The sequence below is a fragment of the Erythrobacter sp. genome (assembly GCF_036351135.1).
In the GTDB taxonomy this organism is placed as follows: Bacteria; Pseudomonadota; Alphaproteobacteria; order Sphingomonadales; family Sphingomonadaceae; genus Erythrobacter.
Map to the genome: position 1 here is coordinate 82,149 of NZ_JAZBON010000025.1, position 26,779 is coordinate 108,927.

Annotated in this window: 25 protein-coding genes; 11 read left to right on the forward strand and 14 right to left on the reverse strand. The window is 66.0% G+C overall.

All coding sequences use genetic code 11. The features are described from left to right. Nucleotides 1–56 precede the first annotated feature (56 nt). The 4 genes from V2I30_RS07385 to V2I30_RS07400 all read left to right on the forward strand — a co-directional run bounded on the left by V2I30_RS07385 (nucleotide 57) and on the right by V2I30_RS07400 (nucleotide 4,152). Entirely contained in the window at nucleotides 57–395 is a 339-nt protein-coding gene (locus V2I30_RS07385; protein WP_330661471.1) for an Hpt domain-containing protein, read from the forward strand. 145 nt (nucleotides 396–540) lie between these two features. Then, the gene (locus V2I30_RS07390; RefSeq protein ID WP_330661472.1) at nucleotides 541–1,731 is read left to right on the forward strand and encodes a hypothetical protein; all 1,191 of its coding nucleotides are present in this window, start codon (nucleotides 541–543) and stop codon (nucleotides 1,729–1,731) included. A gap of 43 nt (nucleotides 1,732–1,774) precedes the next feature. Continuing rightward, nucleotides 1,775–2,728 carry a hypothetical protein gene (locus V2I30_RS07395; protein WP_330661473.1) on the forward strand — a complete coding sequence of 318 codons (954 nt, stop codon included), beginning with the start codon at nucleotides 1,775–1,777 and terminating at the stop codon, nucleotides 2,726–2,728. Beyond that, the gene (locus tag V2I30_RS07400; RefSeq protein WP_330661474.1) at nucleotides 2,725–4,152 is read left to right on the forward strand and encodes a sensor histidine kinase; all 1,428 of its coding nucleotides are present in this window, start codon (nucleotides 2,725–2,727) and stop codon (nucleotides 4,150–4,152) included. Before V2I30_RS07395 ends, V2I30_RS07400 begins: the two co-directional genes overlap by 4 nt. A gap of 116 nt (nucleotides 4,153–4,268) precedes the next feature. On the opposite strand, the gene V2I30_RS07405 is transcribed toward V2I30_RS07400, so the two are convergent. Together V2I30_RS07405 and gltX are read right to left on the reverse strand one after the other, a co-directional pair. Then, entirely contained in the window at nucleotides 4,269–5,555 is a 1,287-nt protein-coding gene (locus tag V2I30_RS07405) for a citrate synthase (protein ID WP_330661475.1), read from the reverse strand. Nucleotides 5,556–5,611: 56 nt separating this feature from the next. Next, nucleotides 5,612–7,066: a glutamate--tRNA ligase gene (gltX, locus tag V2I30_RS07410; RefSeq protein ID WP_330661476.1), complete on the reverse strand. Its 1,455-nt coding sequence runs from the start codon at nucleotides 7,064–7,066 to the stop codon at nucleotides 5,612–5,614. Between the two features lie 96 nt (nucleotides 7,067–7,162). On the opposite strand from gltX, the gene V2I30_RS07415 reads away from it, so the two are divergent. After that, nucleotides 7,163–9,424, forward strand: a complete 2,262-nt coding sequence (locus V2I30_RS07415) for a ComEC/Rec2 family competence protein (protein WP_442896915.1) — start codon at nucleotides 7,163–7,165, stop codon at nucleotides 9,422–9,424. 84 nt (nucleotides 9,425–9,508) lie between these two features. On the opposite strand, the gene lexA is transcribed toward V2I30_RS07415, so the two are convergent. From lexA to V2I30_RS07465, 10 genes are all read right to left on the reverse strand, one after another. Continuing rightward, entirely contained in the window at nucleotides 9,509–10,198 is a 690-nt protein-coding gene (gene lexA / locus V2I30_RS07420) for a transcriptional repressor LexA (protein ID WP_330661478.1), read from the reverse strand. Nucleotides 10,199–10,417: 219 nt separating this feature from the next. Then, the gene (locus V2I30_RS07425) at nucleotides 10,418–11,608 is read right to left on the reverse strand and encodes a molybdopterin molybdotransferase MoeA (RefSeq protein ID WP_330661479.1); all 1,191 of its coding nucleotides are present in this window, start codon (nucleotides 11,606–11,608) and stop codon (nucleotides 10,418–10,420) included. Further along, nucleotides 11,605–12,084: a cyclic pyranopterin monophosphate synthase MoaC gene (gene moaC, locus V2I30_RS07430; protein ID WP_330661480.1), complete on the reverse strand. Its 480-nt coding sequence runs from the start codon at nucleotides 12,082–12,084 to the stop codon at nucleotides 11,605–11,607. Before moaC ends, V2I30_RS07425 begins: the two co-directional genes overlap by 4 nt. Nucleotides 12,085–12,347: 263 nt before the next feature. Continuing rightward, nucleotides 12,348–13,136, reverse strand: a complete 789-nt coding sequence (gene trpC / locus V2I30_RS07435) for an indole-3-glycerol phosphate synthase TrpC (RefSeq protein WP_330661481.1) — start codon at nucleotides 13,134–13,136, stop codon at nucleotides 12,348–12,350. Nucleotides 13,137–13,240: 104 nt separating this feature from the next. Beyond that, the gene (trpD, locus tag V2I30_RS07440) at nucleotides 13,241–14,233 is read right to left on the reverse strand and encodes an anthranilate phosphoribosyltransferase (protein WP_330661482.1); all 993 of its coding nucleotides are present in this window, start codon (nucleotides 14,231–14,233) and stop codon (nucleotides 13,241–13,243) included. Continuing rightward, nucleotides 14,230–14,847, reverse strand: coding sequence for an anthranilate synthase component II (locus tag V2I30_RS07445; RefSeq protein WP_330661483.1), 618 nt, complete (start codon nucleotides 14,845–14,847; stop codon nucleotides 14,230–14,232). Before V2I30_RS07445 ends, trpD begins: the two co-directional genes overlap by 4 nt. Further along, complete coding sequence (gene pip, locus V2I30_RS07450) at nucleotides 14,844–15,824, reverse strand: prolyl aminopeptidase (protein WP_330661484.1); 981 nt, start codon at nucleotides 15,822–15,824, stop codon at nucleotides 14,844–14,846. Before pip ends, V2I30_RS07445 begins: the two co-directional genes overlap by 4 nt. Next, nucleotides 15,821–16,612, reverse strand: a complete 792-nt coding sequence (locus V2I30_RS07455; RefSeq protein ID WP_330661485.1) for a phosphodiester glycosidase family protein — start codon at nucleotides 16,610–16,612, stop codon at nucleotides 15,821–15,823. The genes pip and V2I30_RS07455 overlap by 4 nt, the downstream gene beginning before the upstream one ends. Before the next feature lie 20 nt (nucleotides 16,613–16,632). Then, entirely contained in the window at nucleotides 16,633–18,165 is a 1,533-nt protein-coding gene (gene trpE / locus V2I30_RS07460; protein ID WP_330661486.1) for an anthranilate synthase component I, read from the reverse strand. Between the two features lie 52 nt (nucleotides 18,166–18,217). Then, nucleotides 18,218–20,152 (reverse strand): peptidylprolyl isomerase, encoded by a 1,935-nt coding sequence (locus V2I30_RS07465; protein WP_330661487.1) that lies wholly within the window; start codon nucleotides 20,150–20,152, stop codon nucleotides 18,218–18,220. A gap of 223 nt (nucleotides 20,153–20,375) precedes the next feature. Between V2I30_RS07465 and tpiA the strand changes: the two genes are divergently transcribed. From tpiA to V2I30_RS07480, 3 genes are all read left to right on the forward strand, one after another. Further along, nucleotides 20,376–21,140 (forward strand): triose-phosphate isomerase, encoded by a 765-nt coding sequence (tpiA, locus tag V2I30_RS07470; protein WP_330661488.1) that lies wholly within the window; start codon nucleotides 20,376–20,378, stop codon nucleotides 21,138–21,140. A gap of 118 nt (nucleotides 21,141–21,258) precedes the next feature. After that, nucleotides 21,259–21,669, forward strand: a complete 411-nt coding sequence (secG, locus tag V2I30_RS07475) for a preprotein translocase subunit SecG (RefSeq protein ID WP_330661489.1) — start codon at nucleotides 21,259–21,261, stop codon at nucleotides 21,667–21,669. A 103-nt stretch (nucleotides 21,670–21,772) separates the two neighbouring features. Beyond that, nucleotides 21,773–23,410 carry a CTP synthase gene (locus V2I30_RS07480; RefSeq protein ID WP_330661490.1) on the forward strand — a complete coding sequence of 546 codons (1,638 nt, stop codon included), beginning with the start codon at nucleotides 21,773–21,775 and terminating at the stop codon, nucleotides 23,408–23,410. Nucleotides 23,411–23,913: 503 nt separating this feature from the next. Here V2I30_RS07480 and V2I30_RS07485 read toward each other — a convergent pair. Beyond that, a complete protein-coding gene (locus V2I30_RS07485; protein ID WP_330661491.1) occupies nucleotides 23,914–24,417 on the reverse strand; it encodes an Hsp20 family protein in 504 nt (167 codons plus the stop codon). A gap of 211 nt (nucleotides 24,418–24,628) precedes the next feature. Between V2I30_RS07485 and grxC the strand changes: the two genes are divergently transcribed. From grxC to V2I30_RS07500, 3 genes are read left to right on the forward strand one after another with little or no spacing between them, the layout of a single operon-like run. Next, nucleotides 24,629–24,892 carry a glutaredoxin 3 gene (grxC, locus tag V2I30_RS07490; RefSeq protein ID WP_330661492.1) on the forward strand — a complete coding sequence of 88 codons (264 nt, stop codon included), beginning with the start codon at nucleotides 24,629–24,631 and terminating at the stop codon, nucleotides 24,890–24,892. Further along, on the forward strand, nucleotides 24,893–25,711 hold the full coding sequence (locus V2I30_RS07495; protein WP_330661493.1) for a carbon-nitrogen hydrolase family protein: 819 nt from the start codon (nucleotides 24,893–24,895) through the stop codon (nucleotides 25,709–25,711). It begins immediately after the preceding gene. A 5-nt stretch (nucleotides 25,712–25,716) separates the two neighbouring features. Continuing rightward, nucleotides 25,717–26,190 carry a DUF1178 family protein gene (locus V2I30_RS07500; RefSeq protein WP_330661494.1) on the forward strand — a complete coding sequence of 158 codons (474 nt, stop codon included), beginning with the start codon at nucleotides 25,717–25,719 and terminating at the stop codon, nucleotides 26,188–26,190. Here the strand turns inward: V2I30_RS07500 and V2I30_RS07505 are convergent. Further along, the gene (locus tag V2I30_RS07505; protein ID WP_330661495.1) at nucleotides 26,187–26,738 is read right to left on the reverse strand and encodes a DUF421 domain-containing protein; all 552 of its coding nucleotides are present in this window, start codon (nucleotides 26,736–26,738) and stop codon (nucleotides 26,187–26,189) included. The genes V2I30_RS07500 and V2I30_RS07505 overlap by 4 nt on opposite strands. Nucleotides 26,739–26,779 lie beyond the last annotated feature (41 nt).

The following is a 26,779-nucleotide window of genomic DNA, read 5'->3' on the forward strand; positions in this document are numbered from 1 at the left end:
CACAGCGCGCCTCATGTTAAACCCCGCATTAACCCCGCGGCGCTATGGCAGTTCACATGGCTTATGAAAGCGGAGCTCTCGATGCGACCCTTGCTGCGGCAGCCGGCGACAATGCCGCTTTGCTGGGCGAATTGCGGTCGGCCTTTATCGACAGTGCGGCGAAGCAGCTCGATCTGCTCAAGCGCTCGCGCTGCGATGGCAACTGGAACGTCGCAGCAATGCGGCTGAAGGGGCTCGCGGCGAGCTTTCATGCAGGCGAATTGCTGTTGGCGGCGGAGAATGCGCTGCACTGCGCGCCGGGAGAACCCGCCGCGATCCGGGAGATCGAGACGATCCTCGCCCGGTTCGCGTCGGGTTCCGATCCAGCGAACAATCCAGAGCGTCTGTCGGCCTGATTGACGCAAAACGGCGGGTGGCGGCGCCACATCCGCTTGAATTCGCGGGCCTTACAGGCTTAGCAAGCTTGCACACCGCGCATGCCTTTGGCGAGCGGGGTTCGAATGCGACTTTCTCCCGCCCCAACCTCCGAGCCGCCCCCTCTTGCGCACCGCCCTCCTTTCCGCTCTCGAGCCTGCCGATGGCGGAGGGCTGCGCGCCGAGCTGAGCCTGGCGGGCAGGAGCGTCCTGTCGTGGCAAGCATCGCTCGCGCTCGAACTGGGTTGCGAACGCATTCTGTGCCTGTGTGACGCCCCCAATCCCGCGATCCTTGCATGTCAGCGCGAGATCGAAGCCGGCGCACAATTCCACGCGGTGCGGAGTTTGCACCAGCTCGTCGCCCTGTGCCGCGCGGGCGACATGGCTCTGGTGCTGGCGGACGGTTTATTGCCCGAGCCGAGCGTGGTCGCAGTGCTGGTCGAGGCGGAGGATCGCTGGCGGCGCGGCATCTGGACCGTGCCCGTCGAGCATCCCGCCATCGCGGACCGCGCCGATACGTTCGAGCGGATCGATGCAAGCCGGCGCTGGGCGGGGCTCAGCGTCGTCGGGGCGGAGATCGTCGCGCGCATTGCCGATGGACCAGCAGACGGAGACGCGCTGGCAATCTTGCTCCGTCTGGGCTTGCAAGCAAAAATCGCCTGCCGACCTCTCCCCGAAGAGGTGTTATCGCAGGGGCAATGGCAGGTGGCAGCGAGAGCCGCCAATATCGAGGCGCGCGAGGTGCAGCTGGTGCGCACCGCCTTGCCGATGCCGCCATTTGCAGCCCCTCTGCGCGCCTTGGCAACGCTTGCGGCGCGCTCGATCGGCGCCGCGAATGCCGCGCGGGGGCGGGTGCTCGCCAGCTTGGTCGGCATAGCGGCGCTGGTCCTTGGCGCGGTGCTGATCGCCTGGCAGCAGACTGCCGCCGGCCTGGCGTTCGCCGCCGCCAAACTTTTCGCTGCCGATATTGCGGAAGCCTGCGAGCGGCTGCAGGCGAGGATTTGGAGCGCTGGGGAGGCCGTGCGCTGGACGCGGGTTCGAATGCTGGGCGGGGCAAGTGTAGCGGCAGCTTTATTGTGCTTCGCCCTGGTGCAGGAAGGCGCGCTCGACGCGCGGCTTGCGCTGCCGCTGCTCATGCTCGGACTGGCTCACCTCGCCAGCGTAAAAGCGGGTAGCGCCGCCGCCTTCTGGAACGACCGGGCCACGCATTTCCTTCTGTTCGCGCTGGCCGCTTCATTCGGCGCGCTTGCCGAGGCGCTCGCCTTGCTTGGGCTCGGCGCGCTGACATCGATCTTGCTCAAGGGCTACCGGCGGTGAGATAACCCGGGCTTAACCATGGCGCGGCTATACGGAGGCGGACATGGGCCAGACGTCGATCGAAAGGAGCGACACCCGCAAGGTGGACGCCGTCCTGCGGGACCAGCTCGCGCGCGAGACGCGCGCGCTCGTCGGTGTCGCGCCCGTCGTCGCCCATATGCTCGACGCCGAGGGATCGGCGCTGGTCAGCGAGGAGATCGTCGCTCGCCTGCGCGGCATGATCGACGATATTGCTCGCCAGTGCGTCGCGGCGACCGGCAGTGAGGCGGACGAACCCTGCGAGGTCCTCGCCGCGGTGCTTGCCGCGGACGAGGCGCTGCTCGGCCATCTCTTCGCCGCCGCGCTCGAAGGACAGCTGACGTCGGCGCTCGAGGCGCGCAGCAACATCGACCCGGTGCTGAGCCCGCTGCTCCAGGAATTGATCGCCTCGCAGCATCCAAGTACCGCCGACCTCGCGATGACCACCCTCGCTGCCCAGTCGCGTTTTTGCCAAAGCCAACGCCGCATGGACCTGGCGCTGGGCGAGCTGCCGCACGAGGCGTTTCTGCGCGTTCTTTCCTGTTTCGAGAACGCGCCGACCGGCCTCGAGCTCGAGATGTTTGCGCGCGCGATCGCTCGGCTCAAGCGCGATTACGACGAGGCCCAGTCGCGGATCGGCCTGTGCGCGCGCCTGATCCTGGCGATGCGCGAAGGCGCGGTTGCCGCGCTTGATCTGGACCATGCGGGGCTGGCGCTGTTCACCACCGCACTGGCCTCCTATTCCAAACAACCGCGGGATCTCGCCGTGGTCAGCTGCCACCCCGGCCAATCGGCGCGGCTTGCACTCGCCTTGCGCATGGCAGGCCGCGACGGCGAAGAGATCGAGCGGCAGTTCCTTGCATTGGGCATGGATGCGAGCGTTTCCGGTGCGATAGAGACGCTTTCTCCCGCACGGGCCGGCGTGCTCCTTTCCGGCCGCACGGATACGGCCGAGGCGGGCGGGGCGCGGCCGGGATGAACCGCCAGCAATCCATCCTCGCAGCGCATGGGCGGACCGATGGCGAGAACCGTCTCGTCAGTGCGGACGAACCGCTCGCCCAGCTGCAGGAGAATTGCGGTGGCCGGTTGCCCGGGGCCCTGGCGATCCCCGAATTGCTTGAACTGGTCGAACAGGCGCGCGCGGCCGGTCTTCGGATCGCGCGGCAATTCACCGCATTCGATGGCGAGGAGACCGTGGGCGGTTATGCCCGAATCCGCCCGCTCGATGCCGAGGAAGGCGAGGGCTGCGAGCTGTTGATCGAAAACTGGCACCAGGCCGCAGCGAGTGACATCGATACGCGCGAGACGGCCGAGCTGCTCGATGCGGTCGACCTGGCGAGCGCGGAAATAGCGGGGCGCCTCGATGCGCGCCAACACGTTCAGGCGCTGACCACGGTGAGCGCCGATGCGGGCGAACTTGCGCAGGCGATCGAGCGACAGCCGGGACGAGCGTGGAGCGAATATGTGACGCTGCAGGGAATCGCGCATCAGCAACCGCTGCATTGGCGCTTGCTCGACGGCGTGTCGGCACAGGTACCAGGGTCCGAGCGCAGCTGGCGAGTGCGGCTGATCCCGGTGGGCCAGTCGAGCGGCGCGCCGCGGGGTTTTGAATGGCTGCTCGTTGCCGACGAACCGCTACCCGACCGCGATCCTGCCGCCGAAGAGGAGGCAGCACGCATTCATTCGCGGCTCGTCGGCGGCGCGCTTACCCCCGTCCTGCGCCAGCCGATCGCCCGCATCATCGCCAATGCAGAGACCATTCGCGCCCGGCTCGCCGGGCCTTTGCGCGACGAATATTCGGAATATGCGAGCACGATCGCGGCGGCGGGCCAGCATCTTTCCGCCATGCTCGACGATCTCGCCGATCTCGAAGTGGTCGAGGCGCCCGGCTTCACGACGGCGAAGGACCGCGTCGATCTCGCCGACGTCGCGCAGCGCGCCGCCGGCATCCTGGGCGTGCGGGCGGCGGCGCGCGATATCGAAGTCATCGTCGAACCGCAGGCCGAACGCGTGGTTGCAATCGCCGAATTCCGGCGGCTGCTGCAAATCCTTATCAACCTGATCGGCAACGCGATCGCCTACTCGCCCGAGCACAGCACCGTGACGATCACGACCCATTCGCGAGAGGATGACGCGGTCGCTATCCGGGTGACGGATCAGGGCCCGGGCATCACCGCCGACCAGGCCGCGCGCATCTTCGACAAGTTCGAACGGCTCGGGCGCGACGGCAACGATGGCCATGGCGATGGCGGCGGGGAGGGAGGATCGGGTCTCGGCCTCTATATCTCGCACCGACTCGCCGCCGCGATGGACGGCGAGCTTGATGTGCTGCCGCCCGATTTGATGAGCGAGTTCGCCGGCGCGGTTTTCGAATTGCGCCTGCCCGCCGCGGATGATGGGTAGGGCGCTGGTTTAAGCCCCCACTGTCATCCCCGCGAATGCGGGGACCCAGGGCGGTTAGAGCGCTGACCTGCCCCGGGGTCCCACATGCGCGGAAACGACAACAGGATGAGCGAGCCTCAGCGCTTGTCGAGCGGCACGTAGTCACGCTGCACCGGGCCGGTATAAAGCTGGCGCGGGCGACCGATGACTTGGCCGGGATCGGAAATCATCTCGTTCCACTGCGCGACCCAGCCCACGGTGCGGGCGAGCGCGAAAAGCGCAGTGAACATCGTCGTCGGAAAGCCGATCGCCGAGAGGATGATGCCCGAATAGAAATCGACATTCGGAAACAGCTTCTTCTCGCGGAAATAGTCGTCGTTGAGCGCGATTTCCTCGAGTTGAAGCGCGGTCTCGAACACCGGATCCTTGACGTTGAGCGCGTCGAACACTTCACGCACCGTCTTTTGCATGACAGTCGCGCGCGGGTCGTAATTCTTGTAGACGCGGTGGCCGAAGCCCATCAGGCGGAACGGGTCGTTCTTGTCCTTCGCGCGCTCGATATAATGCGGGATCTTGTCGGGCGTGCCGATCTCGCGCAGCATGTTCAGCGCCGCTTCGTTGGCGCCGCCATGCGCCGGGCCCCACAGACAGGCGATACCCGCGGCGGTGCAGGCGAACGGATTTGCGCCGGATGAGCCCGCCAGCCTCACGGTAGAGGTCGAAGCGTTCTGCTCGTGGTCGGCATGAAGGATGAAAATCCGGTCCATCGCCTTTTCAACCTCGGGCACCACCTCATATTCTTCGGCCGGAACGCCGAAGGTCATGCGCAGGAAATTGCCCGTATAGCTCAAATTGTTGTCGGGCTGCATAAAGGGTTGGCCGATCGCATATTTGTACGCCCAGGCGGCGATCGTCGGCATCTTCGCGATCAGGCGGTGCGAGCTGATTTTGCGGTGCTCGGGATCGGAGATATCGGTGCTGTCGTGATAGAAGGCCGAAAGCGCGCCGACCACGCCGCACATGATTGCCATCGGGTGCGCATCGCGGCGAAAACCCTGGTAGAACTGGCGCAGCTGATCGTGCAGCATCGTGTGCCGTGTGATCGTGTACGTGAAATCGTCGAGCTCCTCGCCGCCCGGCAATTCGCCATTGAGCAGCAGGTAGGCGACTTCCATGAAGCTGGAATGTTCAGCCAGCTGGCCGATCGGATAGCCGCGATGGAGCAGCACCCCTTCCTGGCCGTCGATATAGGTGAGCGCGCTTTCGCAGCTCGCGGTCGACTTGTAGCCGGGATCGAAGGTGAACGCGCCGGTGCCGCCGTAAAGCTTGCGAATGTCGACGACGTCGGGGCCGCAACTACCCTCGAGCACCGGGAATTCCTGCGTCGTCCCGCCCAGTTCGAGTTTCGCCTGCTTGTCTGCCAAGTGTGGTCTCCTGCGTCTGTCGTGTTGTGTCGTATCTTGCCTAGTCGCGCCGGCTCTTACGCAGCCTGCGCGTCGATCCGTGCCAGGGATTCGTCGCGTCCCAGTAGGACCAGAACATCGAAAATGCCGGGCGAGGTTGTGGTGCCCGTCAGCGCCGCGCGCATCGGCTGCGCAAGCTTGCCAAGCCCTAACCCCAGCTCCTCGGCGAGCGCTTTGGTAGTGGCTTCGAGCGCCGCCAATGTCCAGTCATTTTCCTGTGCCAATGCGCCCGAAACGGCGGAAAGCCGCGCTCTGCCATCGGCATCCAGCAAACCTGCCGCCTTCTCGGTCAGCGTGAGTGGCCGTTTAGCGAACAGGAAGGCGGCGCCTTGCGCGATTTCGTCGAGGTTCTTTGCGCGCACCTTGAGCACGGGCATCGCCTGCACCAGAAGATCCTCGTCGACCGGCCCCTCCATCCGCTGCGCTACGAGAGCGGCGAGCCGATTATCCTCGGCCTCGCGGATATAGTGACCGTTGAGGTTTTCGAGTTTCTTCAGATCGAAGCGCGAGGGGCTCTTGCCGACGCCGTCGAGGTCGAACAGTTCGATCGCTTCCTTGCGCGTAATCTCCTCCCGGTCGCCATGCGCCCAGCCAAGCCTCAGGAGATAGTTGAACAGCGCCTCGGGCAGAATGCCGAATTCATCGCGATAGGTCTCCGCGCCGAGCGCCCCATGCCGCTTCGACAATTTCGCGCCGTCCGATCCGTGGATCAGCGGGACGTGGGCGTAGACCGGATCGGGCCAGCCGCCTTCGATTGCGTCCATTGCGCGGTATATCGGCAGCTGGCGGAACGCGTTGTTCAAATGATCGTCGCCGCGAATGACGTGGGTTACGCCCATATCGTGATCGTCGACCACCACCGCGAGCATGTAGGTTGGCGTGCCGTCGGCGCGCAGGATGATGTAATCGTCGAGCTCCGCATTAGCGACCGAAACCGTGCCCTGAACCTCGTCCTCGATGGTGGTCTCGCCGTCCTGCGGCGTCTTCAGCCGAACGGTAAACGGCGCGCCTTCGGGCGCTTGCGAGGGATCGCGGTCGCGCCAGCGCCCATCATAACGCATCGGTTGCTTCGCGGCGCGTTGTTCGGCGCGCATCGCCTTGAGCTCTTCGGGCGTCGCGAAGCATTTATATGCATGGCCCGCCTCCAGCAGCTGGTTCGCCACCTCGGCATGGCGCTCTGCACGGTCGGATTGAAAGACGGGCGGTTCGTCGTAATCGAGCCCGAGCCATTCGAGCCCGTCCATGATCGCGTTAATCGCCTCCCTCGTCGAGCGTTTCTTGTCGGTATCCTCGATCCGCAGCAAGGCTTTACCGCCGTGGTGGCGGGCATAGAGCCAGTTGAACAGCGCAGTACGCGCGCCGCCGATATGCAGGAAGCCGGTGGGCGAAGGGGCGAAGCGGGTCAAGACCTCGCCCGCGGCCGGCTTATTCGTCGTTCCGGTTTGACCGGGGGCGGCCTCGGGGCTTGCCATGGACGATACTTTCCTTTTCATTTGCGACAGGGGAAGCGCCGGCGTTCGCGCGGGGCTTCGTGAGGGGGGCGTTTGGCCGACAGACCGATCATTCCGATGGGAGATGCGCGCGAGCACGCCGATGCGCCCGCCGCGCCGTACCCCGGGCAATCCGCAGAGGCCGAAAGGTCCCGAAAGACTGCAGCGCGCCTCTGGCAAAGCGGCGGCGGATTGTCCAGCACAGGTGTGTCCGGTTTGGGCGGGGCGATCGCGGCGAAATGCGAGCATTTTCTCAGAGAGGCCGGATTCGACCGGGCGCCCTGGCTCGCCGTGCTTTTCGCCAGCGGCATCCTGACGTGGTTCGCCCTCGACACGCCCTGGCAATGGGCGGGCACCATCGGGCTCTGCCTTGTCGTCGCCGCCTTCGCGCTCGCGATCTGGCGCGAGCGACCCGAGCGAGACCAGTTGCGCAGCGCGCTCGTCGCTGCGGCACTCGTCTTCGCCGCCGGGATCAGCGTGATTTGGGTCCGCTCTGAAGTGGTCGGAGCCGAGGCGATCGAGCGACCGGTGGTCGAGCGCGTCGAAGGCTACGTTCTGGCGCGCGAGGACCAGCCGGCGGAAGAGCGAATCCGGTTAACGCTTGCCGTGCGCGATGCGGCGAGCGGGGAGGGGCGCAAAATCAGGGTTAACGTGCCGGACGCCGCGCTTGCGGATTTGCGCGAAGCGAGCGGTGAAGGGATGCTTGCGGAGGGCGCGGTCGTGCGCATGAGGGTGCGCCTGATGCCGCCGGCAAGCCCGATGCTACCGGGCGCCTACGACTTCGCGCGCGCCGCCTGGTTCATGGGTCTGGCGGCGACCGGCAGCGTGATCGGCGATGTCGAACTGATCGAACCCGCGCCCGGCGCGAGCGGGCTCGCCGGTATTCAACGCTCGCTTTCCAGCCATGCCCGCGCGCGGGTCGAAGGTTCGCCGGGCACCATCGCGGCGGCCTTTGCGAGCGGCGATCGCGGCTCCATTCCCGAGGCGGATGCGGACGCGATGCGCGATGCCGGACTGACCCACCTGCTCGCAATCAGCGGGCTTCACGTCAGCGCCGTCATCGCCGCCGCTTATCTCGTCGCGCTCAAGCTGCTCGCTCTCTTTCCGACGCTTGCGCTGCGGGTCAGACTGCCGGTGCTGGCGGCTGCGGCGGGGGCAATGGCGGGCATTTTCTACACCCTGCTGACCGGCGCCGAAGTGCCGACCGTGCGCAGCTGCGCGGCGGCGATGCTGGTGCTTATCGCCCTTGCGCTCGGCCGCGATGCCCTATCGCTGCGGATGGTTGCGGTGGCGGCGGTGTTCGTGCTGCTGCTGTGGCCCGAAAGTGTCGTGGGGCCGAGCTTCCAGATGAGCTTTTCCGCGGTCATCGCGATCGTCGCGTTGCATTCGAGCGGGCCGGTGCGCGCCTTCCTCGCCCCGCGCGAGGAGAGCTGGCTGCGCCGGGCGGGGCGGGGCACGCTCATGCTCTTTGTCACCGGGCTGGTGATCGAGATCGCGCTCATGCCGATCGTCCTTTTCCATTTCCATCGTGCCGGGCTCTACGGCGCCTTTGCCAACGTCATCGCCATCCCGCTCGTCACCTTCATCTCGATGCCGCTGATCGCGATCGCGCTCTTCTTCGACCTCTTGGGGCTCGGCGCCCCCTTCTGGTGGCTCGTCGAGACATCGCTCGAGGCCCTTCTCGCGCTCGCCCATTTCACCGCGTCGCGGCCCGGCGCGGTCAAGCTGATGCCGCAGATGAGCGCACTTACCATCGCCCTGTTCGTGATCGGCGGGCTGTGGCTAGCGCTCTGGAGCGGGCGCGCGCGGCTCCTGGGGTTCCTCCCCGCCGCCGCAGCCACATTCATGCTGGTAGCGACTCCCATTCCCGATGTACTGGTCGGGCGCGAGGGGCGCCATGTCGGCATCACGGTGGAGGACCGGGAGGGCGGACGGCGGCTGCTTTCGCTGCGCGACAGCCGTTCCTCCTATTCGCGCGACAATCTCCTCGAACTGGCCGGCGTCACCAGCGAGCCGATCCCCCTTGGCGACTGGAGGGGGGCGCGGTGCTCGCGCGAATTCTGCACCATCGTGCTCGAGCGCGGCGGGCGCGAATGGAGCCTGCTGCTGGCGCGCAACCGCGACCAGATCGAGGAACGCGCGCTCGCCGCCGCCTGCGCCCGCGCCGATATCGTGGTCGCGGACCGCTTCCTGCCGCGCTCCTGCATGCCGCGTTGGCTGAAGGCTGATCGCCGATTGCTCGGCGAACGCGGCGGGTTGGCGCTGGACCTCGAAAGCGGCGAGATCATCGATGTCGCCGCTGGGCAGGGCGAGCATGGCTGGTGGCGCGGCTTCGATTGAGCGGCGTCCGCGCCAGCCTCGCCGAAGAAGCGCCACCGCGCCTCGTCCAATGCCGAGCGAATGCGAACAGCGGCAAGCTGCGCCCTAGTGATAGCGGCGCAGCAGCCCCGCAAGCTTGCCCTGGACCTCGACCTCGTCGGGACCGTAGACCTGCGCCTCATAGGCCATATTGGCCGGGTCGAGCCGGACCTTGCCACCGTCCTTGTGGAGGTATTTGAGCGTTGCCTCCTCGCCGCGCACAAGCGCCACCACAATCTCGCCGTCGCGGGCTGAATTGGTGCGGCGCACGAGCGCAAAATCGCCGTCGAAGATACCGGCCTCGATCATCGAGTCGCCCGAAACCTCGAGCGCGTAATGCTCGCCCGGGCCGAGCAGCGCGGCGGGAACGGGAAGCGAGCTTTGACCTTCGAGCGCCTCGATCGGGGCGCCGGCGGCGATCCGGCCGTGCAGCGGGATCTCGATCACATCGTTCGCAGGTTCGGGTGCGTTCGCCATCGTCTTGGAAACGGAGGCGACCATGTCGTTCGCCGCGACGCTCTGCCGCGAGGCGGGCGTTGCATCTTCGGGCATGCGGATGACTTCGAGTGCGCGCGCCCGATTGGGCAGGCGGCGGATGAAACCACGTTCCTCTAGAGCCGAGATCAAGCGGTGGACGCCAGACTTGCTTTTGAGGTCGAGCGCCTCCTTCATCTCTTCGAAACTGGGCGAAATGCCCGTTTCCCCGAGACGGGTCTGGATGAAACGGATCAGTTCATGCTGTTTTGCCGTTAACATGGGCAAACTCCATCAAGGCGCACCCATCGCGCCGACGCGAGCATACGCCGGCCCCGAGTGCCGAATTCGCGCAGCCCCAGAGGCACCTGCGCCGGCCTGGGCGCATCCATGTGCGGTTCGGGCCGCTCCTCGTCGCACCGATATGGTGAACGAATACGGAACGAATAGGCAACCCGTTCCCCCAAGTCAAGCGGGCGATCGCGCGGTCTTCCCCACGTTTCAGCCATTTCGGAGGGAAAGGATGCGCACTTGCTCTCCCGCGCTCGCCGCGGGCGCATCGGCGGGCCGAACGATCAGGCAGTCCGCCGCCGCCAGCGCACGCAGCGCCGAGCTGTCCTGCGAACCGGCGCGCCGCACCTCGCCGCCCGAACGGATGCCGCGCAGGAACTCGCGCCGGCTGCCTCCAGCGGGCAGGCCTTCCGCGAGGCGCGCGGTGCGCAGCTCCGGCAGCACCCGGCTCGCCCCGAGCGAGGCGCGTACCAGCGGGACGGCGAAGAGCAGGGTCGTCACGAAGCTCGACACCGGGTTGCCCGGCAGGCCGAGGATGACCTGGCGGCGTCCTGCGACCGCGCGCTCCGCCACCATCAGCGGCTTGCCTGGCCGGATCGCGACCTTCCAGAAGGCGAGCTGTGCGCCCCATTCGCGCAATGCCGCCTGGACGAGATCGTGATCGCCGACCGAGGCGCCGCCCGAGGTGACGAGGATGTCGCATTCCTCCGCCTCGGCCAGCGCGCGGACGAGCGCGTCCATGTCGTCGGCGACCGGTCCGATGCGGCGGCTTTCGCCCACATGCGGCGCGAGCAGGGCGGCGATCATGGCGCCGTTGCTTGCCGGTATCTGGCCGCGGCCGAGCGCTTCGGGATCGGCGGCGAGTTCGTCGCCGCTGTCGAGCACCGCGACGGTAGGCGGCACTGCGACGCTCAGCGAACCGTGCCCTCCCGCCATGGCGAGCGCGATCTGCGCTGCGCCGATCTCGCAGCCTGCCTCCAGCAGCGTGTCGCCTTCGCCGAAGTCGAAGCCGCGCCGGCGGATGTGGCGCCCGGAGGAGAGGGGTTCGGCGGCGTGCAACGTGTCGCCATCGCGCGTTGCCTCCTCCTGGATCAACACGCTTTCGCCCCCTTCGGGCATCGCCGCGCCGGTCGAGATGCGAACCGCTTCGCTGGAGGCCAAAGCGCCTGCAAATGGCGATCCCGCGCGGCTTTCGCCCACCACCTGCCACGGCCCCTCGCCGCGCACCGCGTAGCCGTCCATGGCCGAGAGGTCGGCGGGCGGTTGCGTCCGGCGGGCGCGGATGTCGCGGGCGAGGATGCGGCCGAGCGCGGACTGTGTCGGCACCTCTTCGCTGCGCGGCGCGGGCGCGAGGGCGAGCAGGCGTTCCTGCGCGTCTTCGAGTGGGAGCCAGTCGTTCATCTGGCTCCAGGTGCTTTCCAATGCCCCGACTTGCCGCCTTTCTTCTCGATCAGGCAGACCTCGCCGATCACCATCGCCTTGTCGATCGCCTTGGCCATGTCGTAGATCGTCAGCAGCGCGGTGGAGACCGCGACCATCGCCTCCATCTCGACCCCGGTTTTGCCGGTCAGCGAGGCGGTGGCCGTCGTGTGGATCGCTCCTTCCTCGAAAGCGAAGTCGAGCGTTACCGCATCGAGCGCCAGCGGGTGACACATCGGGATCAGTTCACCGGTGCGCTTGGCTGCCATGATCCCGGCAATGCGCGCCGCCCCCAGCACGTCGCCCTTTGGCACATCGCCGGCGCGAATTGCATCCAGCGCCTCGCCGCTCATGGTGATCCGACCGGAGGCGATTGCGACGCGGCGGGTCTCCGGTTTGCCGCCGACATCGACCATCCGCGCCGCGCCATCCGCGTCCAGATGCGTGAGCTTGCTCATGCCGGATCTCCTACAGGATGGAACAAGTGGAACACGGTCCAGGGGAAAAACATCCGGGACCGCCATGTCGAGGCACCGGCACGGCTGTCGTTCGCAAGGAAAGAAGGCGTCGTCATGGCCGGAATTCTGCCAGTTTCGGTCGCTGTAGGACAGCGCAAAATGGTGGAACACGAACTGTCACCCGGACGGCACGAAGTGTCACCCATCGCCGCAAAGCGTCACTCTGCGCAGTCCGAAGTGTCAATCTGGCGACTGCCTCGGTGTCACCCTTCGATAAGGGTCCGCGTGGCCGCGGGCAAATCGTCGGCGCGCATCAGGCTTTCGCCGACGAGGAAGGCGCACACGCCCGATTTCGCCAAGCGTTCGCAATCGGCGTGACTGTTGATCCCGCTCTCACCGACGATCAACGCGTCGGCAGGCGCGAGCGGAGCCAGGCGTTCGGTCGTGGCGAGCGAAGTGGTGAAGGTTTTCAAATCGCGGTTGTTGACGCCGATCAGGCGGCTTTCGAGGTGTTTTGCGGCGCGCTCGAGCTCGGCTTCGTCATGGACTTCGACCAGAACGTCCATGCGATGTTCGCGCGCGGCGGCTTCGATTTCGGCCATTGCCGCGTCGCCCAGCGCGGCGACGATGATGAGGATTGCGTCCGCCCCGATCGCGCGCGCTTCGAGGCACTGCCACGGATCGATCATGAAGTCCTTGCGCAGAACAGGCAGTGCACAGGCTGCGCGTGCGGCGATGAGATAGTCCTCGTGCCCCTGGAAATAGGGCGCGTCGGTGAGGACCGAAAGGCAGGTCGCGCCGCCCGCTTCGTAGTCCTTGGCATGCTGCGCGGGTTGGAAGTCTTCGCGGATGAGGCCCTTTGAGGGGCTGGCTTTCTTGATTTCGGCAATCAGCGCGAAGCCGGTTTCGGCGCGTTTGCGAAGAGCGGCCTCGAAGCCGCGTGGAGCTGTCTGGATCGCGGCGGCGCGTTCGAGCTCGCTGGCCGGCACCGCCTTCTTGCGGGCGGCGACCACTTCGCGTTTGGCGGCGCAGATTTCTTCGAGCTTGTTCATTCTGTTCTCAAAAACTTGTCATTCTCGCGAAAGCGGGAACCCAGGGAGATGTTGCGCTTCGACCGCTCTGGGTCCCCGCTTTCGCGGGGATGACCACAAGTTCCTTATTTCGCCATCTCGATCCAGTCCGCCAGCAGCTTGGCCGCTTCACCGCTATCCAGCGCCTCCGCCGCCATCGCCACGCCCTCTTCGAGGTTCCCGGCCCTGCCAGCCACCATCAACGTCGCCGCCGCGTTGAGCAGCACCGCATCTCGGTATGGCCCCGGTGTGCCCTTTAGCAGCGCTTTTAGCGCCTTCGCGTTATGCTCAGCATCGCCGCCGCGGATCGCTTCGACTGGGGCGTTTTCCAGTCCCGCATCGCTCGCCTCGACCCGGTGCATAAAAACCTCGCTGCCTGTCACATCAGCCAGCTCGTTTCCGCCCGCAAGGCTCAGTTCGTCGAGCCCCTCGTCGCCCGAGACGATAAAGGTCCGCTGCGTCCCTAACCGTGCCTTGGCCTCGGCATAGATCGGGACATAGGCAGGTCGCGCGATGCCGATCAGCTGGCGCTGGACGCCGGCAGGGTTGGACAGCGGGCCCATCAGGTTGAAGATCGTGCGTTTGCCCAATCGCTGCCGAATGGGCTGAATGCGGCCCATCGCGGGGTGGTGGTTCTTGGCGAAGAGGAAGCAGATGCCGAGCTCTGCCAACGTTTTTTCCGCTGTTCGCCCCGCCGCGTCCATATCGAGCCCGAGCGCTTCCAAGGTGTCCGCAGCGCCCGATTTCGACGAGGCGGCGCGGTTGCCGTGCTTGGCGACCGGCACGCCGCACGCCGCGACAACCAGCGATACGGCGGTCGAGACGTTGAGCGTGTGATGCCCATCGCCCCCTGTGCCGCAGCAATCGACCGCGCTTTCTGGTGCTTCGATCGGGATCAGCCGTGCTCGCAGCGCCCGCGCGGCGCCGGCGATTTCCTCGGCGGTTTCGCTGCGTTCGGTCATGGCGAGCAGGAAGCGCGCAATCTCCTCGTCCGATGCCTGGCCATCAAGGATCCAGCCGAAGACTTCCTCGGCCTCGACTTCGTTCATATGCGGAACGGCAAGGGGGAGGGTCTTCATGCGGGCGCCCCTTCTCGCATTTGGGCTTCGATGCCGCAAAGCTGGAGAAAGTTCGCGAGCAGGTCGTGGCCGTGCTCGGTCGCGATGCTTTCCGGGTGGAATTGCACGCCGTGGATGGGGAGTGTCTTGTGGCGGAAACCCATGACGCTTACGTGATCGCCGCCGGGTGTCTCGGCATGGGCGTTGGCGATGAGTGTTTCGGGCACGTCGACCACTTCGAGGCTGTGATAGCGGGTCGCAGTGAAGGGCGAGGGCAGGCCGGCAAACACGCCCGTTGCGTCATGCGTGACAGGCGAGGTCTTGCCATGCATCAACCCGCCGCGCGTAACCGTGCCGCCGAAATGCTGCCCGATCGCCTGATGGCCGAGGCACACGCCCAGTAGCGGTTTCTCGCCATCCGCACATGCGGCGACGAGATCGAGGCTGATACCCGCTTGGTTGGGCGTGCAGGGGCCGGGGGAGATAAGGAAACCGGTAGCGTTGGTCGCCAGCGCCTCGCTTGCGCTCATCGCGTCGTTGCGCTCCACCCGCACATCGGCGCCCAGCTCCATAAGGTAGTGTACGAGGTTGAAGGTGAAGCTGTCGTAATTGTCGATGACGAGAATCTGGCTCATGCGGTGTTGCCTGCGAAGTGATCGGTTGCGCGCACGAGGCCGTCGATGATCCCCGGCTCGCCCGCCGAATGGCCCGCGTCATGGATCATCCAGAGCTCGGCTTTCCGATGCGCTTTTTTGACCGCCCAGGCGGCGCCGGGCGGTGTGCAGATGTCGTGGCGGCCCTGCACGATGATTGTGGGGATGTGTGCGATCTTGTCCATGTCGCGCAGTAGCTGGCCTTCTTCGAGGTAGAAGTTTTCGAGGAAGAACTTTGCGCAGATGCGGGCGAAGGGGACGGCTTTTGCCGGGTCCTCGAAATCGGCGAGCAGGTCCGCATTAGGAAGCAGGGTCGCGACGGTGCCTTCCCAAAGCGACCATTCCTTCGCCGCCGCAAGCCGCGTCGCCTCGTCTTCGCTGGTCAGGCGGTCGTAATAGGCTTGGACAAGATCGCCGCGTTCGCCTTGCGGAATGTGGCCGGAAAAGGCGTCCCATTGCTCGGCCATGATCTCGCTCGCGCCGTAGCCGTAGAGCCAGCTTTTTTCGCGCTCGCGGGCGAGGAAGACGCCGCGCAGGATGATCTCGGTCGCGCGATCCGGATGCGCCTGCGCATAGGCGAGCGCGAGCGTCGCGCCCCAGCTGCCGCCGAAGACCTGCCATGCATCGTGCCCGCATATGTCGCGCAGACGCTCGATATCGGCGATGATGCGCCAAGTGTCGTTGTGCTTGAGTCCCGCGAAGGGCTCCGACTTGCCGCAACCGCGCTGGTCGAAGAGGAGGACGTCGTAGCGCTCCGGATCCCACTGGCGGCGATGCGAAGGCGCCATCCCGCCGCCCGGGCCGCCATGGAGAAACACCGCAGGCTTCGCGCCGGGCGTGCCGACACGCTCGTAATAGAGCCGATGCCCTTCGCCCACGTCGAGCATGCCGGTCTCGTAGGGCTCGATCTCGGGATAGAGCGTGCGTTCGTAGCTTTGCATGTTGCCGGGATATGTCATTTCGTCTCCACCACGATCAGCGGCCCGACCCGGCCCCCATCCTGCCGGCCGCTCGCCGGGTTCCAGAGCGACGAGACGTTGCCGTCGAGATAAAGCGCGTTGGGCACCTCGAGCTCGTCGCGGTAGAAGCGTGCTAGCTGGCCGAAGCTGAGCGCTTCGTCCGAGATCACGAAATGGGCGCGGCCCTGCGCATCGACGCCGACCCCGTTGCGGACCGCGCGCGAGGGGCCGTTTTCCTGAAACCGGGGGTGCATTTCGCCCTCGACGACCAACATCGGCCCCGATTGCGTGCCGAACTCAGGCCGCGTGCCGATAGTGCGGACAAAAGTCTCGGTTTCGAGCACGCGCCATTCGCCGGAGCTGCCGAAGAAAACGCCGTTGGGCTTCATGTAGAAATTGCCCGAAGCCTCGCTGCGGTCGATCTCGGCCAGACGCTCGGAGCCTTCCACGAAGTAGCCGACGGGGCGCAGATCGTCGCCATACATCCCGCCATTCACGACGAAGACGATGCTGTCCGTCTGGCGACCTTCTGCCCAGCCGGCGATCGTGCCGGCCCGCTCGCCGCTCGCCGGAGCAAGCGCCGTTGAGATCGCGTGCCGCGCCGGATCGGCGATGCAGTGGGTGAGCGAGACGCCCTCGAACCTGGCGGGTTGGCAAACGCCGGTTTCGGCGGCTTTCGTCGGGGTGGGAACGGGAGTGTCCGGGGCAACGGCTCCATCCAGCGGAGCGCGCACGACCGGTTCGCCGGCGGGCTGCTCGCTGCAGGCGGCGAGGGCGAGCGCGCCCAAACCAAGAAGACCCGCGCGCCTCACTGCCCGTATCCCGGCTCGCTGGCGAGCGCCGTCGCCTCGCGCGCGGCGGCGATCAGGGCGCCGGCCTTGGCGCGGCATTCGGCCAACTCGTACTCGGGATCGCTGTCGGCGACGATCCCCGCGCCCGCCTGCACGTGCATTACGTCGTCCTTCACCACCGCGGTGCGCAACACGATGCAGCTGTCGACCGAGCCGTCGGGCGCGAAATAGCCCACTCCGCCGGCATAAGCTCCTCGCGTTTCGGGTTCCAATTCGGCAATGATCTCGCAGGCGCGCAGCTTGGGCGCGCCCGACACGGTGCCCGCCGGGAAGCCCGCAAAGACCGCATCGAGCGCGTCTTTGTCCGACGCGAGCCGGCCGACGACATTGCTGACAATGTGCATGACATGGCTGTAGCGTTCGACCTGGAAGCTGTCAGTCACGCTGACGCTCCCGTGTGCGGCCACCCGGCCGACATCGTTGCGCCCCAGATCGAGGAGCATCAGATGTTCGGCGCATTCCTTGGGATCGGCGAGCAGCGAAGCCTCGTTCGCCTCGTCCTCCGCGCGCGTTGCCCCGCGGGGCCGCGTGCCGGCGATCGGTCGAATCGTCACCTCGCGTTTCCCCTCGTCGCCCGCCCTCACGCGCACCAATATTTCGGGGCTCGATCCCACGATCGCGAAGCCGGGCAGGTCGAGGAAATAGAGGAAGGGCGAAGGGTTCACCCGCCTGAGCGCGCGGTAGAGCGCCAACGGCGGCAGTGTGAAGGAGCAGGTAAAGCGCTGCGCCAGCACGACTTGGAAGATGTCGCCCGCCGCAATGTAGTCCTTCGCGCGCCTGACCATCGCCTTGTAGTCCTCGCCGGCGATAACGGGTGCGAGTTCGGGTTCGCTTCTGCCCGGTTCGCCACGCGGTTCGGGCGGGCGGGGCCGGGCGAGCGCGCGCAAGGCTTCCTCGATTCGCTCCCCGGCGCGGGCGATTGCGGCCCCGGCATCGAGCGCTTCCCACAGGGGCGCGACACAGAACAGCGTGTCGGTGAGCGAATCGAACACCAGGATCAGTGTCGGGCGCACGAACAGCATGTCGGGCAGGCCGAGCGGGCTTTCGGGCGCGCGCGGCAGGGTCTCGACGAGGCCGATCGTCTCGTAGCCGAAATAGCCGACGAGGCAGGCGAGTGCGGGGGGCAGAGCGTTTTCGGCCCCCTCGGGCACATCGATGCGGCAGCTTTCCGCCAGCGCTCGCAATTCCGAAAGCGCGTGCCCGTCGCGCGAGACGAAACTGTCGCGGTCCTGCTGCCAGGCGGCATTGATCTCGGCCCGACCTTCGCGCGCGCGGAACACCAGATCGGGGTCGAGCCCGAGCAGGCTGTAGCGGCCGCGCACTTCGCCGCCTTCGACCGATTCGAGCAGGAAATCGCCGCGCCCCGGCTCGATCAGCCGCCGCGCCGCGCCCACTGGCGTATCGCAATCGGCGACCACGCGGCGCCAGACCAGCGCCGACTCGCCCCGCGCGAGCGCCGCGGCTGCGGCTTCGGCGTTTTCCAGCGGCACCGGGCCGCTCAACCGGCGGCGATGGAGGGGCCGAGGTCGAACGAGGCGCGCATCAGCTCTCGCCCGCAAGCGTCCGGCGCAGCGCCTCGATCGCCTCGGCATTGCGCTCAGCGCCCACTTCCTCGCGGATCGCGGCGGAAAGCTGGCTCGCATATTCGCCCGTCATCGCGCCGCCGATCTGTTCGCGCGTCTGTGCCAGCAGCGGATCGTCGTCGGCGATCGGATCGGTCGCAATCGTGTCGAGATCGACCAGGAACCAACCCACGTTGCCTTCGCCTTCGAGTAGCTTGGTCGAACCCTGTGCCATCGAGAACATCAGCACGAGCGGCGCGGGAATGCGCTGCCCCCCTTCGATCAGCGCACGGCGCGAGAGGCTGATCTGATCGACCTCGTCCAGCTGTGCGTTTTCGCTGCGCATCGCTTCGGCAAGGGGCGTGCCCGCGCGGACCTGTTCGAGCACGCGGTTCGCGACCTCGCGCGCCTCTTCGCTGCCCTGTTCCAGGCGCCAGGCCTCGATCACCTCATCGCGTATCTCGGCGAGCGGCGGAGCGGCGCTGGCGACAATGTCGGCGACGTCGAAGACGAGGAATTGCTCGCCCGGCACGATTTCGGCGAGCTGGGGCTCGCTTTCTTCCATCTGGAAGGCGACGTCGACCACCGGTTGCAGCGTCGGGCTGAGCGCCGATCCCGGAACGCCGAAGCGGCGGCCATCGGCGGTAAGGCCGGTAATGGTTTCGACCTCGAGCCCGTATGCTTCGGCCACGTCGCCGAGCGAGCTGCCGGTGTCCACCAGCTCTTCGATCTCGCTGCTCAGCTGCGCCAATGCGGCGGCGCGCGCTTCGTCCTCCAATTGCTGCACGATCTCGCTGCGCACCGCGGAAAGTTCGCGCGCAGGGGTGCGCTCGATTTCGTCCACCCGCGCGACGTAGAAGCCGAGCGTGCTGCGCGCTGGGTCGAGGATATCGCCTTCTTCGGCTGCGAACACCGCTTCGGCAAGCGCGGCGCTGGTCGCCGAGGCCAGTTCCTCGCGCCCGCGCGGCTCGCCCGAGGAGACGTTGAAGCCCGCCTCGCGCGCTGCGGCTTCGAGCGACATTCCCCCGCGCACCCGCTGAACAAGCGCCTGCGCAGCCTCACGGGTCGGGACGACGAAGCTGGTGATCGCGCGCCGATCCTGCGCTGCATATTGCGCGGCATCGCGCCGGTAGCGCGCGGCGATCTGCGCCTCGCTGGGCGCGGGGACGGGCGGCACCGCATCGACGCCGAAGCGCGCGAAGCGCAAGGCTCGCCGTTCGGGCAGGATGTAGCGCGCGCGGTTCTCGTCATAGAACCCTTGGAGCTGTGCCCGGGTGGGGTCGCCTTCGGGCGCGTAGAGCGCGCTGGGCACCACGCCGATCGCGCCTTCGCGCCGCTCCGTTACGAGCGCCGCATATTGCCGCGCCGCCGCCCGGGGCAGGGACAGCGCGGCGAGCGCCGGCCGCAGGATCTGCTGCGCGAGCAACCCGTCGGCGATATCCCGGCGCAGCATCGCATCGGTGATTCCCTGCTGCTGCAAGGCCGCCTGGTAGGTCGCCTGATCGAACTCGCCCGTCAGATTGCGAAAGGCGCCGATCTGCAGGATCTCGCTATTGATTAGATTATCGCCCGCGCGAAGGCCGTATTTCTGCGCGAACAAACCCACCGCATAGCGGTCGATCAGCAGGTCGAGCTCCCTTTCCAGCCCGCCGGCGGCGACGAATTGCGGCATGGTGATGGTCGGGTTCTGCTGGCGCGCGCGATCGAGCGCATTGTTCATCGCCGCGTTCATCTCGTTGCTGGTGATCGCCTGGTCGCCGACCACCGCGACCTTGTCGTCGCCGCTCAGCCCCCCGAAGGTCGCCGAGCCGGAAATGTCGCTGGCGGCGAAGGCGAGGGCGACGATGATGAGAAAGCCGATGAAGATCGGCAGCCCGATCTTCGACTGGAAGAAATTGCGGAACAGCGAAATCATGTGGGTTAGCGATCCTGCTTGGGTGGCCGGCGAGCGCGCGACGTGCCGCCGTAGCAGCGCCTTATCCACCCTGCGACCTCGCGGCAACAGGTGCGCGGCGGTTTTGACTAAACTTGCAAGCCCGTCTAGCGGACGTCGCCCCCCGAACCTAAATAGCCGTTCCTTCGCGAAGATTCGTCTTCGCCAGGATTCGCAGTCGCCCGTCAGCCCTTCAGGAAGAGATATGTCCCAGCGGCCCTACATCGTTGGAAACTGGAAGATGCACGGCACCAGGGCCATGCTGTCGGAAGCGCGCGCGATCGACCGCGCAGCGCAGCGGCACATGAAGGTCGAGGTCGCGATCGCGCCGCCCTATACGCTGATTCACCCGGTCCACCGCGAGGCCGATCAGATCATCGTCGGCGCGCAGGACTGCCATGACGAGGATAGCGGCGCGCATACCGGCGACATTTCCGCGAGCATGATTGCCGATGCGGGCGCGAAATTCGTGATCCTCGGCCATTCGGAGCGGCGTGGCGGCCACGGAGAAAGCGACGCGGTGGTGCGCGCCAAAGCGCTGGCGGCGTTCGAGGCGGGTCTGAGGATCATCATGTGCTGCGGCGAAAGCGCCGATATCCGCGAGGGCGGTGGCGCGCTCGATTTCGTGCGCGAACAGCTCGAAGCCTCGCTGCCGCCCGAAATCGAAGACGCGTCGCAGCGCCTGACCGTCGCCTACGAACCGATCTGGGCGATCGGGACTGGCAATGTCGCGAAGCCCGCCGATATCGGCGAGATGCACGCCGCGATCCGCGCGCTGCTGGTCGAGCTCTACGGCAAGGAAGAGGGCGGCGCCGTGCGCATTCTCTATGGCGGTTCGGTGAAGCCCGACAACGCCGCCGATATCTTCGCCGTCCCCGAAGTAGGCGGCGCGCTGGTGGGCGGTGCGAGCCTGACCGCCGACAGCTTCATGGGCATCGCGCTCGCCGCCGCCGAAGCCGACGATAGCTGAGGATCACTAGCTGCCGGCCCCCGTTTTCCCCGCTCCGCCCCGCCGCACCTTGTCCGCGAAGCCGCCGCGCCTTAGATGCAGGCGGCACATCCCATCATTCATTCTGTGAAGCCGAACCATGTCGTTGTTTCTCATCCTGACCGTCATCCAGGCCCTGATCGCCGCGGCGCTCGTCGGCGTCGTGCTTATGCAGCGCAGCGAGGGCGGCGGCCTTGGCATCGGCGGCAATCCGTCCGGCGCTCTGGGCGCGCGCGGGGCGGCGGACTTCCTGACCCGCTCGACCAAGTGGCTCGCGGTCGCCTTCGTCGTCATGTCGATCCTGCTCGCGGCCATGGCCGTCAGCGAATCGCGCATCGCCGATGTCAGTTCGACGCTCGAACGCGACGTGCCTGCGCCCGCCTCCGACGATCTGCTCGGTGAACCTGGCGCCGCGGCTCCCGCGACCGGCGGGGCGGCAACCAGCGACGACCTGCTGGCAGAGCCCGAGGACGGCGTCGTTTCCCCGATTCCCTCGACCGCCGACCAGTAAAAGCGCGCCGCCGGAAATCCTTCGAAAATTGTGGATGGCGCGCGGCAATGCCTGCGCATTTCCCTTGCTCCGAATCCCACGAGGGGCCTAAGGCTCGCCTCCCATGGCGCGGTTCATTTTCATCACCGGCGGCGTGGTTTCCTCGCTTGGCAAGGGCCTCATGGCGGCATCGCTCGCAAGCCTCCTTCAGGCGCGCGGATACAAGGTGCGCATCCGCAAGTTCGACCCCTACTTGAACGTCGATCCGGGCACGATGAGCCCGTATCAGCACGGCGAGGTCTACGTCACCGACGACGGTGCGGAGACCGATCTCGACCTTGGCCATTACGAACGCTTCACCGGCGTTTCCGCGCGCCAGAGCGACAATATCACGTCGGGGCGCGTCTATCGCGATATCATCGCGCGCGAACGCCGCGGCGATTATTTGGGCGCGACAGTCCAGGTCATCCCGCACGTCACCGACGCGATCAAGCAATTCGCGCTCGCCGACAGCGAGGACCACGATTTCATCCTGTGCGAGATCGGCGGGACGGTGGGCGACATCGAATCGCTGCCCTTCATGGAAGCGATCCGGCAGCTTCGAAACGAGCTCGAACCGCTCCAGACGCTTAGCGTCCACGTCACGCTCGTCCCTTATATCGCCGCGGCGGGAGAGCTGAAAACCAAGCCGACGCAGCATTCGGTGCGCGAGCTGGCCAGCCTGGGGATCAAGCCCGACGTGCTGCTGTGCCGCGCCGAACATCCCATTCCCGAGGCCGAGCTGCAGAAGATCGCCAATTTCTGCAATGTCCGGCGCGAGGCCGTCATCCCCGCGCTCGATGCGCCCTCGATCTATTCGGTGCCCGAGCAATATCACCGCGAGGGGCTCGATGCCGAAGTGCTGCGCGGCTTCGGCATCACCGATGCGCCCGAGCCCGATCTGTCGGCCTGGGAAGATGTGACGGATCGCTATTTCCATCCAGAAGGCGAGGTGACGATCGGCGTGGTCGGCAAATATGTCGGCCTGCCCGACGCCTATAAGAGCCTGAACGAAGCTTTGGTCCACGGCGGGCTGGCGAACCGGGTGAAGGTCAATATCCGCTGGATCGACGCCGAAGTGTTCGAAGGGGAGGACGAAAGCGAGGTCGTTTCCGCGCTCGAACCGCTGCACGGCATTCTCGTGCCCGGAGGCTTCGGCGAGCGCGGCAGCGAAGGGAAAATCGCCAGCGTACGCTTCGCGCGGCAACGCAAGGTGCCGTTCTTCGGCATCTGCCTCGGCATGCAGATGGCCTGTATCGAGGCGGCGCGCACTGCCGGTTTCGATGCGGCTTCCTCGACCGAGTTCGGCGAAACGCACGAGCCGGTGGTGGGCATCATCACCGAATGGATGAGCGAAGAGGGCATTCAGGAGCGCGAGGAGGGCGGCGACCTTGGCGGGACGATGCGCCTCGGCGCCTACGAAGCCAAGCTGGCCGGCAATAGCCACACCTCGGCGATGTATGGCGGGGCGACGACGATTTCGGAGCGTCACCGCCACCGCTACGAGGTCAATTCACGCTATATAGATCCGCTCGAACGGCAGGGACTGGTCTTTGCCGGAATGTCGCCCGACGGTCTGCTGCCCGAAATCGTCGAGCGTCCCGACCATCCCTGGTTCGTTGGCGTGCAATTTCATCCCGAACTGAAATCCAAGCCCTTCGATCCGCATCCGCTGTTCGCCGGCTTCATCGCCGCCGCACTGGAACAGTCGCGCCTGGTCTAAGAACGGGGCGTTAGCTGACGGGTAAGCCGCGAGGTTCGGTGCCGCAGAACGCCGATTTTCCAACCGTTTCTCACAGAGCGTCCGATCCTTGCGCGGATGCAACTGCGCAGGAACGCTTGTGTCGCGTCCTTACAAGCCGGTGAAATTAATCCTTGCGCCCAGCGCTCCGCTTCGCTTTACGGCGGAGGGTGCCCTTCAGGTTTTCGTAAGGCGGGCGGGGGGATTACGTTATCAGCGCTTTCCGCAACCGATCCCTTTCGAGTGGCTGGGAGGAGCAAGAGTTTGCGATCTCTTCGGCGTGCTATGGGCTGAAAATGATCGCTTCGAACTCGCACTGGGGTTGACCGTCTTCTGCGACCCGGACGGTCAGGTTTGGTCGAGGCGGCCTTTACGGTCGCGGGGGCGGCGTCTTGCGACGACCGCCCCCATACTTTCCTAACATATGTAAGTTTTTGATACCGCGCGGTTTTCATCGACGCCCGCGCCGCATCGCAAGCAGCGCGTCAAGCAGCGTCGGCTTCGCGCGCTTCGCCTGCATCCGTATCGTCCGCATCCTGCCCGGTCGGAACCGAGGTCAGCGTCGGCGCGGTCGAGACGGCGATCTTCTTTGGCTTCATCGCCTCGGGCACTTCGCGCACGAGATCGATCACCAACAGGCCGTCGGCGAGCGTCGCATTGTCGACGCGGACATAGTCGGCGAGTTCGAAACGCCGCTCGAAACCGCGATTCGCGATCCCGACGTGCAGCAATTCGCCGTCACCCTCTGCGTCTTCGCGCTTGCGTCCCTGGACCACCAGCAGGTTTGCCTGCGCGGTGATGTCGAGATCCTGCGAGCGGAAGCCGGCCACGGCCAGCGTGATCCGGTAATTGTCATCGCCGCTCTTGGCGATATTGAACGGGGGGTAATTGTCGCCGGAACTGGCCCGCGCCTGGCCTTCGAGCATGTCGAACAGGCGATCGAAGCCGACGGTGCTGCGGCGATAGGGGGTAAAATCGAGACGTGACATATTTCCAAATCCTCCGTGTTGAGCAATTCGATATGTGAACGGGCCTGCTTTTCGCGCAGCACCCGTGTGTGTCTGCCGCCATCATGCGTTCCCCAAGGGCTGGCAGAACGCGGCGACACGTTCTAGTTAGGGCGCGCATATCGGCTTTCAAGAGGGCGGGGTGGGCACGTTCTTGCCGCAAGGTTCACACTATATTACCGGGACTTAGACCATGACCCAGCCTCAGATCGACATCTACACGAAGTTCGCCTGTCCCTTCTGCACGCGGGCCAAGCGCCTCCTGCAGGAAAAGGGCGCTCAGTTTGAAGAGCACGACATCACGATGGGCGGTGCGAAGCGCGACGAGATGCTGGCGCGCGCCCCGCAGGCGCGCACGGTGCCGCAAATATTCATCGGCGAGACCCATGTCGGCGGATCCGACGATCTCGCCGCGCTCGAGGAAGCGGGCGAGCTCGACGCGCTGCTGGCGAGCTGAATGACCCGCATCGCCCTGTTGCAGATGACCTCCGGAATCGAGCCGGAGGGTAATGGCACCGCGATCGAGGCCGCGATGGCCGAAGCCGCCGAGGGCGGGGCGCGCATCCTCTTCACGCCGGAGATGGCGCTGCTGCTCGACCGCGACCGGCGGCGGGCGGCCGAATGGATCGGGGGCGAGGGGCCGGCGGCGATGATCGCGCGGCTCGGCGAGCGAGCGCGCGATCTTGGGATCGACCTGGCGCTGGGCTCGCTCCCGGTCGCGGTCTCATCCGGCAAGTTCGCCAATCGCAGCGTCTATCTCGCCGCAGACGAAGGATCGCCGGTCACCTACGATAAAATCCACATGTTCGACGTCGAGCTTTCGACCGGCGAAAGCTGGCGCGAGAGCAATGCCTACGAGGCCGGGCGCGAGGTCATCACCGTCGAGGACACGCCTTTCGGACGGCTCGGCCTGGCGGTCTGCTACGACCTTCGCTTTCCCGCTTTGTTCGGCGCACTCGGCGACCGGCGATGCGACGCGATCGCGGTGCCCGCCGCCTTCACCGTACCGACCGGCGAGGCGCACTGGCATGTCCTGCTGCGCGCCCGCGCGATCGAGGCGAGCGCCTTTGTCATCGCCGCCGCACAGGTCGGCGCACACGAGGATGGACGCGACACATATGGCCATTCGCTCGTGGTCGATCCATGGGGCGAGGTGCTGCTCGATATGGGAGATAAGGGGCCGAGCCTCGGCTTTTGCGACATCGACCTCGCGAGCATCGACGAGGTCCGCGCGCAGGTGCCGAGCCTTGCGAACCGGCGCGAAATCGCCAAATAGAGCGTATGATCGTTTACGACCTTCGCTGCACGCACGGCCACCGTTTCGAGGGCTGGTTCGGCTCGTCCACCGATTTCGAAGACCAGAAGGCTCGTGGGCTCGTCGAGTGCCCCCAATGCGGCACTGGCGACATTGGCAAGGCCCCGATGGCTCCGGCGGTTTCGGCGAAGGGCAATACGGTTGCAGATGTGGCACCGGCCGCAGTCGACGATGGGCAACCGGTCAGCAACATGCCGCCTTCGCCCGAAGTGCAAAAGGCGATGGAGGCGCTCGCCAGCGCGCAGGCGAAGGCGCTCGAAAAGAGCACCTGGGTCGGCAAGGATTTCGCCAAGCAATCGCGCGAAATGCACTATGGCGAGCGCGACGAGACCGCGATCCACGGTCAGACAACGATGGAAGAGGCCAGGGCACTGGTGGATGAAGGCGTGCCGGTTGCGCCGCTGCCTTTCCCGGTCGCGCCGCCGGACGAACTGAATTAGTCGAGCTTGTCGGGCTTCGATACGCCTTCGAGGACGCAGGCATCACTCGCTGCGATATCCTCTCTCGGGATGACGCTGAATTCGCCGTTGGTCTCCAGGATGACCCAATTGGCGTCTTCGACATTGAAAAGACCCTCGGCGCGCAGCGCGCCCATCACCTCCTCTTCTGACACGCGCGTGCGCTTCATCGCGTCGCGCAGGAAATCGCCCTTGTGAGTGAGCATGGTCGGCTCCTCCTTGACGAGCTTGGAGGCGAGGTCGCTCTTGAGCACCAGTTTCGTCGTCAGCCATTGCGCGGCGGCCAGGATCGCGATCGCGGCTGCCGCTTCAGCGATGGCCACGTTGCGCAGGAGGACGCCGCTCGCCGCGAGGCTGCCGACCGCGATGGTGATGATCCAGTCGAAATTGTTCATCTGACTGGTCGTGCGCTTGCCCAGAATCCGCACCAGCAGGACGATATATACGTAAAAGAAAACGGCTCCGATGGCGACGTTGGAAAGCCGATCCATTCCGCCGAACCATCCCATTATTTCGTTGGTCTGTTCCATGACGAACCAATGCGCGGGCAATCTCGCCGTTTCAAGATTCA